The organism is Monashia sp. NPDC004114 (genome assembly GCF_053603855.1).
In genome coordinates, this window is the sequence record NZ_JBSGGK010000020.1 from 1 (window position 1) to 16,718 (window position 16,718).

Annotated in this window: 8 protein-coding genes, 1 tRNA gene and 1 pseudogene; 9 read left to right on the plus strand and 1 reads right to left on the minus strand. The window is 69.9% G+C overall.

Annotated features, from left to right (window positions below):
• Window positions 1–540: 540 nt before the first annotated feature.
• From ACWEOW_RS20745 to ACWEOW_RS20775, 7 genes and pseudogenes are all read left to right on the plus strand, one after another.
• A pseudogene (locus ACWEOW_RS20745) lies at window positions 541–3,569 on the plus strand (UPF0182 family membrane protein).
• Between the two features lie 87 nt (window positions 3,570–3,656).
• Window positions 3,657–3,733, plus strand: a tRNA-Met gene (locus tag ACWEOW_RS20750).
• Window positions 3,734–3,906: 173 nt separating this feature from the next.
• On the plus strand, window positions 3,907–5,349 hold the full coding sequence (locus ACWEOW_RS20755; protein WP_452271146.1) for a helix-turn-helix domain-containing protein: 1,443 nt from the start codon (window positions 3,907–3,909) through the stop codon (window positions 5,347–5,349).
• A gap of 366 nt (window positions 5,350–5,715) precedes the next feature.
• A complete protein-coding gene (locus tag ACWEOW_RS20760; RefSeq protein WP_452271147.1) occupies window positions 5,716–6,786 on the plus strand; it encodes an ABC transporter ATP-binding protein in 1,071 nt (356 codons plus the stop codon).
• The gene (locus ACWEOW_RS20765; protein WP_452271148.1) at window positions 6,783–8,168 is read left to right on the plus strand and encodes an ABC transporter permease; all 1,386 of its coding nucleotides are present in this window, start codon (window positions 6,783–6,785) and stop codon (window positions 8,166–8,168) included. Before ACWEOW_RS20760 ends, ACWEOW_RS20765 begins: the two co-directional genes overlap by 4 nt.
• 8 nt (window positions 8,169–8,176) lie before the next feature.
• The gene (locus ACWEOW_RS20770) at window positions 8,177–11,044 is read left to right on the plus strand and encodes an alkaline phosphatase family protein (RefSeq protein ID WP_452271149.1); all 2,868 of its coding nucleotides are present in this window, start codon (window positions 8,177–8,179) and stop codon (window positions 11,042–11,044) included.
• A 144-nt stretch (window positions 11,045–11,188) separates the two neighbouring features.
• Window positions 11,189–12,085: an NADP-dependent oxidoreductase gene (locus ACWEOW_RS20775; RefSeq protein WP_452271150.1), complete on the plus strand. Its 897-nt coding sequence runs from the start codon at window positions 11,189–11,191 to the stop codon at window positions 12,083–12,085.
• Between the two features lie 39 nt (window positions 12,086–12,124).
• On the opposite strand, the gene ACWEOW_RS20780 is transcribed toward ACWEOW_RS20775, so the two are convergent.
• A complete protein-coding gene (locus tag ACWEOW_RS20780; RefSeq protein ID WP_452271151.1) occupies window positions 12,125–13,819 on the minus strand; it encodes an aminotransferase class V-fold PLP-dependent enzyme in 1,695 nt (564 codons plus the stop codon).
• Between the two features lie 143 nt (window positions 13,820–13,962).
• Here ACWEOW_RS20780 and ACWEOW_RS20785 point away from each other — a divergent pair, with 143 nt between their 5' ends.
• Entirely contained in the window at window positions 13,963–15,273 is a 1,311-nt protein-coding gene (locus ACWEOW_RS20785; RefSeq protein WP_452271152.1) for a M16 family metallopeptidase, read from the plus strand.
• A complete protein-coding gene (locus ACWEOW_RS20790) occupies window positions 15,270–16,658 on the plus strand; it encodes a M16 family metallopeptidase (RefSeq protein ID WP_452271153.1) in 1,389 nt (462 codons plus the stop codon). The genes ACWEOW_RS20785 and ACWEOW_RS20790 overlap by 4 nt, the downstream gene beginning before the upstream one ends.
• The last annotated feature ends 60 nt before the right edge of the window (window positions 16,659–16,718 follow it).

Here is a 16,718-nt window from a genome sequence, read left to right on the forward strand (position 1 = left end):
CGCCCCGAGCATCGCTACCTGCCTCGACGCCGCTGACCGACCCACCCGCCGCGGGGGGACGCCACGGTTTGGGGGCCGCGGCGCCGAGGTGGTGGCTATCGGGGTGGTCTGGCCGCGTTTTGGGGGCCGCGGCGCCGAGGTGGTGGGTATTGGGGTGGTCTGGCCACGGTTTGGGGGCCGCGGCGCCGAGGTGGTGGGTATCGGGGTGGTCTGGCCGCGTTTTGGGGGCCGCGGCGCCGAGGTGGTGGGTATCGGGGTGGTGTGGCCGCGTTTTGGGGGCCGCGGCGCCGAGGTGGTGGGTATCGGGGTGGTGTGGCCGCGTTTTGGGGGCCGCGGTGCCGAGGTGGGGGACTGGGGGGTGGTGTAACCGTGGACCTGCGGAACCCGGCGTGCGGGGCCGAGCGTTCACACCCCGGGTCACGGTGCGGTATCGCCGTGCTCAGTCCGTGCGGACGCCGGGTTATGGTTGCGGCAACGGCCGCCGGCGGCCGTGACGGCTTCGCCTGAACCTCTTCCGCCCCCGCACGCAAGGCACTCCACGTGAGCGACAGCAACTTCGGCCCCCCGCCGGGCAACTTCAACGGCGACGACTCCGGCACGCCCGGGCGCGGCGACACGGCGGCGCTGCCGCCCACGCGACGGCCCCTTGTCACCTCCCTCGTCATCGCGGGCGCGCTCATCGTCGTCATCGCGATCCTGGCGCAGTTCTGGACCGAGGTGCTGTGGTACCAGTCGGTCGACTTCACCGGCGTGTTCACGACCCAGATCGTCACCAAGGTGCTCCTCGGCGTGGTCGGCGGACTGCTCACCGCCGCCATGGTGTGGTCGAGCATCCACTTCGCCTTCCGCAGCCGACCCATTTACGCTCCCTCGCCGGACACACAGGCGATGGAGCACTACCGCCAGCTCGTCGAGCCGATGCGCCGCACCGCGACGATCGCGGCGCCGCTGGCCATCGGGCTGTTCGCCGGGCTCTCCGCGGCCACGCAGTGGGACACGTTCCTGCTCTGGCGCAACAGCAACTCGTTCGGCACGACCGACCCCGAGTTCGGCCTGGACATCAGCTTCTTCGTCTTCGTCCTGCCGTGGATCAACTTCGTCGTCGCCTTCCTGACGATGATCCTCGTCATCGGGTTCATCACCGCGGCCTTCACCCACTACCTCTACGGCGGCATCGTCATCGGGCAGCGGATGCGCTCGACCCACGCCGCACGGGTCCACCTGTCGATCATCGCGGCGGCCCTCGTGCTGATCCGCGCCGTCGCCTTCTGGGTCGACCGCTACAACCTCGCCACGGCCGAGTCCACGAAGATCACCGGCATCCAGTACACCGAGGCGCACGCCGTCATCCCGACCAAGGGGATCCTTGCGATCGCGGCGGTCATGTGCGCGCTGATGTTCCTCACCGTGATCTGGACCCGCTCGTGGCGGTTGCCGCTCGTCGGCGTCGCGGTGCTGGCCGTCATCGTCGTCGCGGTCGGCGGCATCTACCCGGCCCTGGTCCAGTCCCTCAAGGTGAGGCCGTCGGAGAAGTCGCTCGAGATCCCTTACCTCCAGCGCAACATCGACGCCACCAGAGCGGCATACGGCTTCAACAACATCGATGTGAAGCCGTATGACACCAAGACGATCGCGACCCAGGGACAGCTCCGTGGCGACGCCGCCACGATCCCCGGCATCCGCCTGATCGACCCCAACATCGTCAGCCCCACGTTCAAGCAGCTCGAAGCGAGCAAGGGGTACTACCAGTTCGCCGACGTGCTCGATGTCGACCGGTACACCATCGACAACAAGCCCACCGACACAGTCATCGCCGCCCGCGAGCTCGACCTCAACGGCGTCCCCGACGCACAGCGCAACTGGCTCAACGACCACACGGTCTATACCCACGGCTACGGCGTCGTCGCGGCCAAGGGCAACACCCGTGAGGACGATGGGCGTCCGACGTTCTTCGAGTCCCAGATCGGCACCGAGGGCAAGCTCGGCAAGTACGAGCCGCGCATCTACTTCGGCGAGTCTTCGCCCGAGTACTCCATCGTCGGCGGTGGCAGAAGGAGTTCGACTACCCCGACCCGAACGGTACGGGGCAGATCACCTACACCTACCAGGGCACCGGCGGCGTCCAGCTCGATGCGATGCGGCGGATCGCCTACGCGATCAAGTACCGCGAGATCAACTTCCTGCTCTCGGACGCGGTGACGAACGACTCCCGCATCCTGGACCACCGCACACCGCGCGAGCGGGTCCAGCGCGTCGCGCCGTGGCTGACCCTGGACGGCAACGCGTACCCCGCTGTCGTCAACGGCCGCGTGCTGTGGATCCTCGACGGGTACACGACCTCGGCCAACTACCCGTACTCGGAGATGACCACTCTCGACCAGGCGACCGAGGATGCCGTGACGAGCACCCGCCAGTCGGTTCGCGCAGTTCAGGGCGGCCAGGTCAACTACGTGCGCAACTCCGTCAAGGCCACCGTCGACGCCTACGACGGGACGGTCTCGCTCTACCAGTGGGACGAGACCGACCCGGTGCTCAAGGCCTGGATGTCGATCTTCCCCGGTAGCGTCAAGCCGCTGAGCGACATCCCGGGCGCTCTCATGGAGCACCTGCGCTATCCCGAGGACCTGTTCAAGGTTCAGCGGCAGCTCCTGCAGAAGTACCACGACACTGACGCAGGCTCGTTCTACGGCGGACAGAACTTCTGGCGGATCCCGGACGACCCGACCCAGTCCGGCTCGGACCTGCTCCAACCGCCCTACTACCTGTCCCTGGCTATGCCCGGGCAGTCACAGCCGGCCTTCTCACTGACCTCGACGTTCATGCCCACCGGTGACCGCAACGTCCTGTCCGGCTTCCTCGCCGTCGACGGTGACGCCGGTTCGCAGGACGGCAAACGCTCGACGAGCTACGGGACGATGCGGCTGCTCGAGATGACGGGCGGCACGGTCAACGGACCGGGCCAGGTCTACAACGACATGCGAACATCGAGCACGACCTCCAATGACACGTCGCTGGGACGCCAGCTCACGCTGGCGCAGTTCATCTCGACGACATCGTCCAACGGGGCCGTCGTGACGTTCGGGAACCAGCTGACCCTGCCCGTCGGTGGAGGTCTGCTCTACGTACAGCCGATCTATGTCCAGGCGCGCTCGACCGGAACCGGGACGTTCCCGAAGCTGAATGCCGTCGCAGTGGCCTTTGGCGACAAGATCGCCTGGGCCGGCTCCCTCGACACGGCGCTCAACGAGCTGTTCGGGGGCTCGTCCGGGGCATCGGCCGGCGACACGGGAGCCAACACGCCCGCGACGCCGGGTGGCGGCACGAGCGGCAACCCGACGACCGGTCCGTCGTCGCCCCCGACGTCCTCACCGTCCACGCAGCAGGGCACGCCGAATGCCGGCGCGCTCGCTCAGGCGCTCAAGGACGCGGAGTCGGCCTACGCCGACGGCCAGGCGGCACTCAAGAAGGGTGACTTCGCGGCATACGGGCAGGCGCAGGAGAAGCTGAAGGAGGCTCTCGCGCGGGCGGTGGCCGCCTCGCCGCAGGGCACCGGGGCTCCGTCGCCCTGAGCCGGAGCGCGCCACGACCGGATCGGGGGCCCCAAAGCACCCCGATTTGGTCGTGGCGAGGGATTCGCGTAACCTTACGGATGCCGACGCGGGGTGGAGCAGCTCGGTAGCTCGCCGGGCTCATAACCCGGAGGTCGCAGGTTCAAATCCTGCCCCCGCTACCAAATTCGCGTCAGCGAGCGAAAGGCCCGGACCAGATGGTCCGGGCCTTCGTCATTCGCGGGCCGGTCGTTGCACCGACAGGGCTGTCGTGAGGCTGCGTCGGCCGGCATACTTTTCGCAGATCTACCCAAACTGGTCTCCTGGCGTTCATGTGTCGTCCGTAGCCTGAAGCCTCGTGCCGACGTCTTCAGGTTCCCTCCTCCGAGCGTGGCGCAGGGCAAGCGGCCGCACCCAGGCCGAGCTGGCCGCCGAGGTCCATGTCAGCTCGGCCGCGGTGAGCGCCTGGGAGACGGGGGTGCGGGGGATACCGCTCGGGGCGCTCGAACGGCTCGACGGCGTGTTCGGTGCCGGAGGCTGCCTGGTCGACCTGGCCCGGGCGATCGGCACCTCGACCCTGGAGCCTCGCACTCGTTGGGGGCACGCCTTCCACGGCGAGCCGGGGCCCGTATGGGCCTGGATCAGGCCCACGCGAGCAGGGCGCGTCCGCGGCCTCGCGCGCCTGCGTGTCTTCGGCCTGCGCATCGACCACGAGGTGGGGCCGGAAGGCCTGTTCATGGTCGCACCGTGGATGGACCCCAACTGGGCGGTCAACGTCCTCACCGATGAGCCCGTCTGGGTGGACTTCGGGCGGGGCGTGCCGCCGGCGTGGCTTGACGTGCCGCGGATGTCCTCGATCGGGCTGCGCGACGTCGTGTTGAGGCATCCCGGCGACCCGATGATGGGCCGCCTCGTCGACAGCGTCCGACGGCTCGACCGCGGCGACCCGCGGACGCTGCGCACCCGGATCCGGTCTCTGGTCGACGGCGACCGCTGGGATGCGCTGGAGCACCAGTGGCGTTCGGGAGCCGGCTCAGCCGACCGGCCGATGAGCGACGCCCACCGCGACCCGACGCCGTCCCGCACGCCCGACGACCTACGCAGCCTGCACCGGCAGCTGCGGCACGCCCGCGGTCTCTCGCAGGCTGAGGCGGCGCAGGCGGCGACCAGGGTGCTGCGGACCGGCGACCCCATGTGGCCGCACCCGGGATCGCGCAGGCGCGGGGTGTCGCCGATGCAGGTGCACAACTACGAGGTCGGACGGGCCGGGAGGGTGCGTCACCTGCCCGCAGTCCTGGACATGGCATACGGGGCATACGGCTTCAGCTGTTTCGAGCCGGTCCGCACCGCACACCTGCGGCCCGACGTCGTCATGGCCCACTTCCCCGACTTCTGGCTGGGGCCGGTCACCCTGGTCGTGCGACCTGAGGCCGCCCCGGCGCCAGCCGGGCCGATGACGCTGAGCTGGCGCAGCCGGCGCCGCGAGGTGGCCCTGACCGGCGCGCCGGTGAGACTGTGCTTCAGCCGCTTTCCCGAGGACTGCGGCCTCACCGTCGAGGTGCCTTCCGGCTGGACCGTCGAGGCTTGGATGGGCTACGACCCCGACGCCCTGGAGCTGCACACCGACTGGGTCCCAGTGAGCCCGGAGGCCGAGCAGGTCATCTTCCAGCGCGTCATCGCGAGCATCCGCCTGGCGCTCGGGATCTCGGAAGACGCCTTCGAGCGGGCCTTGTCAGGCCCTGCTGTCAACGATCCGTTGCATTTCCCCCGACATTCTGCCCCGCGCGCCGTTTCCCTCTGACGTATGGCGCTAAATCGCTGAGAATAGTCTGAGAAAAGGCTGGGCAGAGCAGCAGGCCCCCGCCGTATGCCGTGGGGGCCACGACACGGCATACCGCGCTCGTTCTCGGTGACCTACGCGAACGACGTTGTGTCCCTGGTCTGCCCGTCGTCGGCGCTGCTGCACAACCCGGCGCACAGTGCCGGGCAGGCGGTTTTCAACGTTCTGTTGCACACGCGTCAACATTCCTCTGGTCAATCAACGAGTTGGTGCACAACTCCCCAGTAGGCCTGGGGTCATTCACGCAACGTTTGGCTCGGCGCCCCGTCGATGCATAGCCGCATTCGTAGGTTCCTCGATGTCCGCCTCTGCGTCGACGGGATTGCTATGGAAACAACGTTCGTGGTTCGGGCTCGTGGGGTCACCAAGACCTTCGGAGACGTCGTCGCGCTCGACGGTGTCGACCTGGACGTCGCGGCGGGGGAGGTGCATGGGCTCGTCGGCCCGAACGGGGCCGGCAAGACCACCCTCCTGGGCCTGCTCCTCGGTCTCGCGGTCGCCAGCCACGGCAGCCTCGAGATCCTCGGGTCGCCGGTCGGTCGCGTCCTGGCTGTGCCGGACGGGGTGGCCGGGTTCGTCGACGGGCCGGGGCTCTACCCCGCCCTGAGCCCGCGCAAGAATCTCTCAGCCCTCATGTCCCTGCGCGGTCGAGTCCCGTCGCGACTGGAGGTCGACGACGCTCTGGAGCAGGTCGGGCTGACGGGCGTGGCCGACGACCCGCTGCGCGGCTTCTCGCTCGGGATGCGCCAGCGCCTCGGGCTCGCCGCCGCGCTGCTCACTCGCCCGGGGCTGCTCGTGCTCGACGAGCCCGCCAACGGCCTCGACCCCGCCGGCAAGAACCAGGTCCACCGCGTCCTGTCCAACCTTGCGGCACAAGGGACTGCGGTGGTCATGTCCAGCCACCGCATGGACGACCTCGCGGCCCTGTGCTCGGAGGTGACCCTGCTCGCGACCGGACGAGTGGTCTTCTCCGGACCGGTCGGCAAGCTCGCCGCGGAGAGCCGCGACCTCGACTACCGCGTCGTCACGTCAGACCCCGCCGCGGCGCTCGAGGTCGCATCGGGCACGCCCGGCCTGCGGGTGCTGCGTGACGACGAGCTCGCGCTCCGTCGCCAGGAGCCCGACCTCGTCGTCCGGGGCGGCGTCGCCGCGATGGACGAGCTCGTCGTGCGGCTGGTCGGCGCACGGGTGGCCCTCCGTGAGCTCGCTCCGGTCGTGTCGCCGCTGGAATCGGCGTTCCTCGCCCTGACCGGGGCGGTCGCCGAAGGCGACGCAGGCGCCAACGGCGGCGCGGGCGCCGACCCAGCCGACCCCGATCCAGCCGACCCCGATCCAGCCGACCCCGACCCAGCCGACCCCGGCCGCGTCGCCTCCACCGACACCGAGGAGTCCCGATGACCGCGACGCTCGCCGCGCCGCGACCCCCCGCCCACACCGCCCACACCGCGCAGCGCGATGCGACGCGCCCGGCCGCGGTGCGTGTGGCATACCGGTTCGAGCTGCTGAAGATCCTCTCGCTCTGGCGGATCCGCCTGTTGCTTGCCGCGTGCCTGGTCGGCCCAGCCGTCTTCGTCGCGGTGATGGGGAGCCAGAGCTCGCTGCCAGCGGACACGGTCTTCGGGCGCTGGATGGCCGCCACCGGCTGGGCGAGCTCGCTGGTGGTACTCGGCTTCTGCTGCTCGTTCGCCCTGCCGCTGCTGACGTCGGTCGTCGCCGGCGACGTGTTCGCCTCCGAGGACCGTCTCGGCACCTGGCGCCACCTGCTCATCGCGGTGCGTTCCCCCAGGCGGATCTTCGCCGCCAAGGCGCTGGCCACGCTGACGGTCATCGTCCTGCTCGTCGTCGCTCTGGGCGTCTCCGGCATCGTGGGCGGGCTCGCCGCGATCGGGAGCCACCCGCTCGTCGGGCTCGACGGCTCGCAGCTCGCACCATCGGACGCGGCACTGCGCGTGGTGCTCGCCTGGCTCTGCGTGCTCGTGCCGACCCTCGCGTTCGGGGCATTGGGGCTGCTGGGCTCGGTCGTCCTCGGACGCTCGCCGATGGGTCTGCTCGTGCCGGCGGTAGTCGCCTTCGGGATGCAGCTCGCTGAGATGCTGCCGCTCCCAGTGGCACTCCGGGTGGCCCTGCCGAGCCAGGGCTTCATCGCCTGGCGTGGGCTGTTCACCGAACCGGCCCAGACCGGATCACTGGTCATCGGCCTCGTCGTGGGCCTCGCCTGGACGGTCGCCGCGACCTCGCTCGCCTACCGGTTGTTCATGCGCCGGGACTTCACCGACCTCTCCTACGACGGGTCGGGCCGCCGCGTACTGGGGGCAGTCGCTCCGCTCGCCGCTCTCGGAGCACTCACCTGCCTCGTCGTCGCCGTCGCGACTCCCGCGAGCGGCACGGGCATCGACAAGCCGAAGCTCGATGCGTCGCTCGCAACCTCCTTCGCGCACCTGTACCGGCTCCAGACCTCCGAGCTGCACCGCCCCGACGTCACGGAGGCGCAGCTGGCCGCGACCGCGTCGTGCGACAAGGGCGGCGACCGGATGGAGGACGAGGGGCCCGGAGGCAACTGGCGCTGCGTCGTCACCTGGCATCTGCCCGGCGCGGCGTCGGTCGGCAGCGCCATCTACCAGCTCGACGTCACCGCAGACGGGCGGTACGTCGCCGACGGAGACGGGCCCAAGGAGGTCAATGGCAGCTTCACCGTGAGGACCCCGCGAGGGGATGCACCAAACCCGCTCTGGCAGCTCGACGGCAGCGTCGACCTGCTGAACCCCATTTCGAAGGGATAGCCACACTCATGCACGTCACCCGACACCGCCGCAGCGACTCGCAGGCGCGCCCCGGGCTCTCCGGGCTCTCCGGGCACCTCGGCCTCTCCGGTCTGTCCGGCCGCTCCGGGCACTTCGGTCGCCGCACCCGGATCGTCCTGGCCGGCACCGCCGCCCTGGTCGTCGCCGGCTCGGGCGTCGAGGCCTTCGCGACCACCGTGGGCTTCGGCGACCAGCAGGTCGGCACCGAGTACAGCGCCGGCATCCAGGTCTCCGCCAACCAGGTGATCAAGCCGTACGGCGAGCGCCTGCTCACCCAGATCGGCAAGTTCATGGGCTCGACGGTGAGCGCCGACGGCCGCTACCTCGCCTCGACGAGCAACGACCGCTCGATCTCCGTCCAGATCTTCGACCTCCAGACGTACCAGCTGATCTGGACGGTCGGAAGCGCTGCCTCGGCCAACCAGAAGGTCTCCGACAACACCGTGGGCCAGGAGGGCCCGACCTACTCCCCGGACGGCAAGTTCCTCTGGGTGCCGCAGGCCACCGGCCTCACCCGCTACCCGGTCAACGCCGACGGCACCCTCGGGGCCGGCACGAAGGTGGCCATCCCCACCGTGAACGGCGCCCAGGCCCTCACGGGCAAGGCGGTCTTCTCGCCCGACGGCTCGAAGCTCTACGTCGCGGTGAACGGCCAGAACCGCGTCGTGCTGGTCGACCCGGTCGCCGGCACGATCACCCAGAGCTGGACCGTGGGCATCGCGCCGCGCCACCTGACCTTCGTCGGCGACAAGCTCTACGTCAGCAACGAGGGCGGCCGGTTCGCCAACCCGGGTGAGACGACCATCAACTCGTACGGCACGCAGGTCCCGGCAGACGGCTACCTCGGCACGTCGACGACGGGCACGCTCAGCGTCATCGACACGAACAACCCTGGCGCGCAGGTCCGCTCGATCGCGGTCGGGCTGCACCCGACGGCGATGTATGCCGCTGGGAAGGCGCTGTTCGTCACCAACACGTCCGACGACTCCGTGTCCGTCGTGAACACCGACTCGGACAAGGTCGTGCAGACGATCAGCACCCAGCCGTGGAAGGGCTCCGAGGTCGGTTACCAGCCCAACGGCGTGACCTTGACGGCCGACGGGCACCTGCTCGTCACGCTCGGCCGGGCGAACGCGGTGGCCGTCTACCGCTACCACGGAGACCCGCAGGAGCCGATGAACTTCGTCGGCCTGCTTCCGACGGACTACTACCCGTCGGAGATCGCAACCGTCGGCGACCAGGTCGTCGTGACCAACACCCGCGGCATCGACGCGCGTGGCCCGCTCCTCACGTTCAACCAGGGTGCGAACACCACCCCCGCGAAGGGCCATGGCACGCACGGCACGACGGCGTCCCTGACCCGCTTCACGCTCCCGACCGACCAGGAGATCGCCGACACGTACACCCCGACGGTGTTCGCCCAGAACGGCTGGGGCGACAGCGACACGGACGTCAAGGTCTCCAACGGCAACAAGCAGAAGGCAGTGCCGGTCCCGAAGCGGATCGGCGACCCGTCGACGATCAAGCACGTCTTCCTGCTCGTCAAGGAGAACCGCACCTACGACCAGGTGTACGGCGACGACGCGCGCGGCAAGGGCGACGCGACCCTGGCCCAGTTCGGCGCGACCGTCACGCCGAACCAGCACGCCCTGGCCAAGCAGTTCGGGCTCTACGACAACACGTACGACGTCGGCACGAACTCGGCCGAGGGGCACAACTGGCTCATGCAGGGTGACAACCCGGAGTACACCGAGTCCAGCGCCGGCGAGTACACCCGCAGCTACGACACCGAGGACGACGTGCTGGGTCACCAGCGGTCGGGCTTCCTGTGGACGGCAGTCCAGTCGGCCGGCAACACGGCACGCAACTTCGGCGAGTTCATGATCTGGGAGAACAAGCCGGCCGGCGCGACGTGGCAGAAGTACTACTGCGCCACGAAGTCCGTCGACGGCGGTGGCGACCCGGCGCAGCTGGTCGACCCGTCTCTCCGCCTCAATGTCCAGTCGCCGATCCCGTCGCTCAACGCGATCACCAACCACGACTCGCCGATGTTCGACAGCAACATCCCGGACACCTACCGCTACCAGGTCTGGAAGCAGGAGTTCGAGAAGGACGGGCCGGCCAACCTCAACATGATGTGGCTCTCGAGCGACCACACCGGTGGCGCGCCCGACGCCCGCGCCCAGGTCGCGGACGGTGACGTCGCGGTCGGCAAGATCGTCGACGAGATCTCGCACAGCGCGTACTGGAAGGACTCCGCGATCTTCGTGGTCGAGGACGACAGCCAGAACGGCGCCGACCACGTCGACGGGCACCGTGCCCCGATCCAGATCATCAGCCCGTATGCCGCACACGGCAAGGTGGTCAGCACCTACTACTCGCAGATCTCGATGATCCGCACGATCGAGCAGATCCTCGGCTCCGCGCCGCTGAACCAGAAGGTCGCCGCGGCCACGCCGATGTTCGATGCGTTCCAGTCGACCCCTGACTACACGCCGTTCGACGCGGTGCCGAACCAGGTGCCGCTCACCGAGGGCGTCAAGACTGCACCGGACTGCGGCCTCGACACGCTCGGCCAGACCGGTGCCGCCGCGGCAGCCCTCAACGCCAAGGTCGCTGCGGAGACCGCGGTGCCTTCGGACAAGAAGGCCGTCGCGGGTGCGTGGGACACGTGGAAGACCTCCCAACACCTCGCCGGCAACGGCGCGGTGGCGGACTACGCGAACCCGGAGCTGATGAACCGCTTCACGTGGTACGACTCCCACCACTGGAACACCGCGTACCCGGGTGACTCCAAGATCCTGGCTCCCTCGGAGGTCCCCGGCGCGTACCTTCCGCCGTCGGACAACGACTGACCTGGATCGGGACGCAGGCGGCGGTCCGCCGGCGCAAGTCGGCGGGCCGCCGCCAGCCGTTGTTCGGCCGCGGCATACGGTGAGGTCGCGCGGTGTTCTCACCCCATCCGGCGGCAGGCCGGCGGACCCGTCCGAGGAGGACCCATGAAGGCCATCGTCATCGACCGCTTCGGCGGACCCGAGGAGCTCCACGAGGCCGAGCTGCCGGACCCGGAGCCGGGCCCCGGCCAGGTCCGGATCCGCGTGGAGGCGGTCGGGGTCAACCCGATCGACGGCAAGGTGCGCGGCGGCCGGATGGCGTCTCCGGACACGAAGTTCCCGCTGCTGCTCGGAGCCGAGGCCGCCGGCGTCGTGGACGCGCTCGGCGAGGGCGTCAGTGACGTCGCCGTCGGCGACCGGGTGGTCGGCTTCGCGGCCGGAGGCGCCTACTCGGAGCTGGCGCTGCTGGGCGCGTATGCCGCCTTGGCCGGGCTCGACCCGGTAGCCGGCGTCTCGCTGCCGGTGGCGTCCGAGACCTCGCAGCGCGCCCTGGGCCTGCTGGCTCTCGAGCCGGGCGAGACCCTGCTCATCCACGGCGCGAGCGGCGCGGTGGGGGAGGTGGCCACCCAGCTCGCGGTCCGCGACGGGGTGCGGGTGATCGGGACCGCGTCCGAGGCGAACCAGGGGCGGGTCGCGGCCCTCGGCGCGACGCCGACGACCTACGGTGACGGCTGGCTCGACAGGGTCCGGGCGCTCGCGCCGGACGGCGTCGACGCGGTCTTCGACACGAGCGGGGCCGGTGTGCTGGAGGAGTCGGTCGATCTGGTCGGCGGGAAGGAGCGGGTCGTGACGATCGCCGACCCGGCAGCGTTCGCGATGGGGATCACCTTCACGACCGGCGGCGAGCCGGGGGCGTTCGACCTCGGCGTGTACGTCGCGCTCCGGGCTTCGGGCGAGCTGACCACGACGATCGCCCGGGTCTTCCCCCTCACCGAGGCGGCCGACGCGCAGGCGCTGAGCGACAGCGGTCGTGCCGGGGGGAAGCTCGTCCTCGTGCCCTGACCGGATGCGCGACGGGCGCCCTGGGGCCCGCTCCGGGGCTCAGGCGCGAATGCTGGTGACCGGCAGCTCGAACCACCGCAGGTGGTCGAAGTCGACGTTGACGCTGGCCGCGGGACCCGCGACGGGCTCGGCGCCGGCGAGGATGGCTCGCGCCTCGTCGAGGTATCCGGCGAGGGCATCCTCACCGGCGCGGTCGACATGGGCCGGATAGGTGAGCCGACCACCCTCGAAGCCGACCTGGTGCAGGCGCAGCGGGGGCTCGACCGGGCCGTTCTTGTGCCGCCAGCGACCGGTGGCCGGGTCGAAGTCGTAGTCGCCCAGCAGGCGCCAGCCGTCACGCGCGACGAGCCGCACGGCCTCGATGACATAGTCGACGACCGTGTCGGAGATGAAGTAGTTGAAGTTGACGCGGACCCACCCCGGCTTGATGCCCTCACAGCCGCGGCCGATCTCACGCTCGAACTCATGCGAGCGCTCGAGGTCGATGCCGAGCAGGTAGTGGCCGTACGGCCCCGCGCACGAGCACCCGCCGCGTGCCTGGATGCCGAACAGGTCGTTGAGCACGGCCACGACGAAGTTGTGGTGTAGGTAGCGGCCGCCGTCGGCCTGAACTACGAACGACACGATCGAAAGTCGTTCTGCCGAAAGGTTGCCCAGGATCTCGATGCTCGGCTCGTGACGCCACGACTCGACCGCCCGCTGGAGGAACTCCTCCTCACGCGCGCGGATCGTCGGGACGCCGACCGCTTCCTTGAGCTTGAAGACGAGGCCGGCACGGATCGCCTCGATGATGGCCGGGGTACCGCCCTCCTCGCGGTGGGCGGGGTCGGTGAGGTAGTCGTGGTCGCTCGGGTTGACGTACGTGACGGTTCCGCCGCCCGGGACGTCGGGCACGCGGTTGGTCATCAGCTCGCGCCGCACGACGAGCACGCCTGGCGTGCTCGGGCCTCCGATGAACTTGTGCGGGCTGAGGAACACGGCGTCCTTGTATGCCGTCGCGTCGGCCTGGCCGCGCCCGCCGCGACCGTACATCTCGATGTCGATGTAGGGACCGGCGGCCGCGAAGTCCCAGAAGGCGAGCGCGCCGTGCTCGTGCAGCAGGCTCGAGATGGCGTCGGTGTCGGTGACGATGCCGGTGACGTTGCTGGCCGCCGAGAAGGACCCGATGAGCAGGGGCCGGGCGGCATACTCCTCGAGCTTCGCACGAAGCACGTCGAGGCTGACGTGCCCGTCGGGGTCCTGCGGGATGACGACCACGTCTGCGACGCACTCGCGCCACATCACCTCGTTGGAGTGGTGCTCGTAGGGACCGATGAAGACGACTGGCCGCTGGTCCGCTGGCACGAGATCGCTTGCGTGCCAACGGTCCTCGAAGTTGGACGGCACGCGCAGTCCGAGGATGCCGACGAGCTTGTCGATCGCTCCGGTGCACCCGGACCCGGCGAAGATCACGACGGTGTCGTCGTCGCCGCCGACTGCGTCGCGGATCACGCGGCGCGCGTCCTCACGCAGGCGCGTCGTCTGCAGGCCGGTGCCGGAGCTCTCGGTGTGAGTGTTGGCGTAGCGGGGGAGCACCTCGTCGCGGATGAAGTCCTCGATGAAGGCGAGGCCGCGGCCGGAGGCCGTGTAGTCGGCGTAGGTGACGCGCCGGGGACCGTACGGGCCGGGCATGACCTGGTCCTCGCCGATCACACTCTCACGGATCGTGGTCAGCAGGTCTTCGGCGGCGCTCATGTCCATGACTATAGCGTGGAGTGATGCTAGATCCAAAAAACATAACCATCAGTTACCTGTCCGCAGGTCATTGGAAGTATGCGGTCGTTCCAGAGCCCGACCTCTACCTCGAACGCAAGGGACAGTCGCATAAGGTCGAGCGCGTGACAGCGATCTCCTACCCGCTCGTCGAGCGCACCCTCGACAACGGCCTGCGGGTCATCGTCAGCGAGGACCACACCGTGCCCAACGTCGCGGTCAACCTCTGGGTCGGCGTGGGCTCCCGGCATGAGTCGCCAGGCCGCACCGGGTTCGCGCACCTCTTCGAGCACCTGATGTTCCAGGGCAGCCGCAACGTCGCCTCCGGCGAGCACTTCTCGGCCCTCATGGACGAAGGGGCCCGGCTCAACGCGACGACCTGGTTCGACCGGACGAACTACTTCGAGACCGTCCCGACCGGCGCGCTCGAGCTGGCCCTCTGGCTCGAGGCGGACCGGCACGGCTACCTGCTCGACGCGGTGACCCAGGAGAACCTCGACAACCAGCGCGATGTCGTCAAGGAGGAGAAGCGTCAGCGGTACGACAACGTGCCCTACGGATCCGCCCTCATCGACATCTACGCGACCGCGTTCCCGCAGGACCACCCGTACCACCACCCGACCATCGGGTCGATGGAGGACCTCGACGCCGCGACACTCGAGGACGTCCACGCCTTCTTCCGGGCCCACTACGGCCCCAACAACACCGTGCTGACGCTCGTCGGCGACGTCACTCGGGAGGACGGTTTCGCCGCGGCCGAGAAGTACTTCGGCCACCTTCCGCCGATCGAGCTGCACGCCCGCGGGCGGCTCCCGCAGCTTTCGCCGATCAGCGAGCCGGTGCGGCTCGACCGGGTGGGCGACGTCCCGAACGACCGCATCTACGTGGCGTTCCGGCTGCCGGTCGACACCACACCGGAGTACCTCGCCTGCCAGATCGCCGTCGACGTGCTCGGCGGCCTGTCGAGCTCACGCCTCGTGCGACGGTTGGTCCGCAATGACGAGACGGCTGTCGCCGTCGGCGGCTGGACGATGGGCCTGGTCGACGGCGTGGGCCTCGGAACGATCACCGTCGACGTGTCCGCCGGCGCCGATGTCGAGCAGGTCGAGGCGGCCGTCTGCGAGGAGATCCGCGACTTCATCAAGCAGGGCCCGGACGACGCCGAGCTCGAGTCGGTCATCGCCGACACCGAGCGCTCCTGGCTCAGCGCCCTTGCCAGCATCGAGGAGCGCGCCGACCACATCAGCCACCACGCTCTGCTCACCGGCGACCCGGCATACGTCAACACGTTCGTCGAACGCATCCGTGCGGTGACCGCCCAGCAGGTGCGGGAGGTCGCCGCCACGTGGCTCGACCCGGAGGCCCGGGCCGTGGTGCGATACCTCGCCACAGCCACACCGAACGACACCGACGCAGCTGCCGAGGAGGCCCAGTGACGACCATCGCCCGCCCCGTCGTGGCGGCTCCCGAGCCGTGGGACTTCCCGGCCGCGACGACCCACGACCTGCCCAACGGGCTGCGCCTCGTCACCTACGACGTGCCCGGGCAGTACGTCCTGTCCGTGCGCGTCGGGCTCCCCGTGCCACTGCGCGAGGAGCCGACGGACCGCGAGGGCGTCGCGACGATCATGTCGCGCACCCTCGACGAGGGCACCGCGACGTACTCGGCCGAGGAGTTCGCCCGGCTCCTCGAGCGCAAGGGCGTCAGCTTCGGCGCAGGGATGTCCGATGCCGGGCTCTCGCTCGACATCGACGTCGTCAAGGGCAACCTCGAGCCGGCGCTCGACCTCCTGAGGCAGATCATCACCGAGCCGGTCTTCCCCAAGACCGAGGTGGCCCGCCAGGTCCGCACCCGCCTGGCCGAGATCGAGCAGGAGCGGTCGGTCGCGGCCAACCGCGCCGGGCTCGAGTTCGTCCGCACGTTCTACGACCTGGGCGACCGCTCGTCCCGCCCCACCGGCGGCACCCCCGAGACCGTCGGCGCGATCACGCGCGAGGACGTCGCCGCCTTCCACGCGGATCACGTCGTCGCCGCCGGCGCGACGATCTGCATCGCCGGTGACCTCGCCGGGCTCGACGTGCCCGCGCTCGTGTCGGCCGCCCTCGGTGAGTGGGCACGCGGTCCACGCGACCGCGACCGCTACCTTCAGCACGAGGCGACGCTCGCGCCCGACCGGGCGCGCATCGTCCTCGTCTCGCGGCCGGGGTCGGTGCAGACGGAGTTCGTCATCGGCGCGCCCGGTCCGGACCGCTCGGTCGAGGGCGGCTGGGCGCCGTACCCGGTGCTCGGCTTCGTCGTCGGCGGGTCCCCGAACGCGCGCATCGACGCGGTGCTGCGCGAGGAGAAGGGCTACACCTACGGCATCCGGTCGACCTTCCGGCCGCGCCGGCGCGGTGGGGTGTTCCTGACCTCGGGCTCCGTGCGCTCCGACTCGACGACCGAGTCGCTGCGCCTTCTCGTCGAGATCCTCGAGAGCGGGCGAGAAGGATTCCGCGACAAGGAGATCCGCTCTGGCGTCGACTTCATCGGCAAGACCGCGCCCGGGCGCTATGCCACCGCCGACACCATCGCGGACGAGGCCGTGGGTATGGCTCTCGACGGTCGGACCACCGAGTTCACGACCGCCAACCTGCGCGATCTGGCCACGGTCGACACGGCTCGGGTCGACGCGGCATACGCCCGCTTCGCGGCCGGGGCCGGCATCGGCACCGGGACGCCGGGCTCCGGCTGGACGATCGTCATGGTCGGCGACGCGGACGAGCACCGTGCCGCGGTGCAGGGACTGGGTCTCGGCGAGGTCACCGTGGTGACCGACGCCTGATCACCCCACCCCTTCCCCCCTTCAGGTCGAGTGGCCACCCCGTCACACCCGTCACGTTGC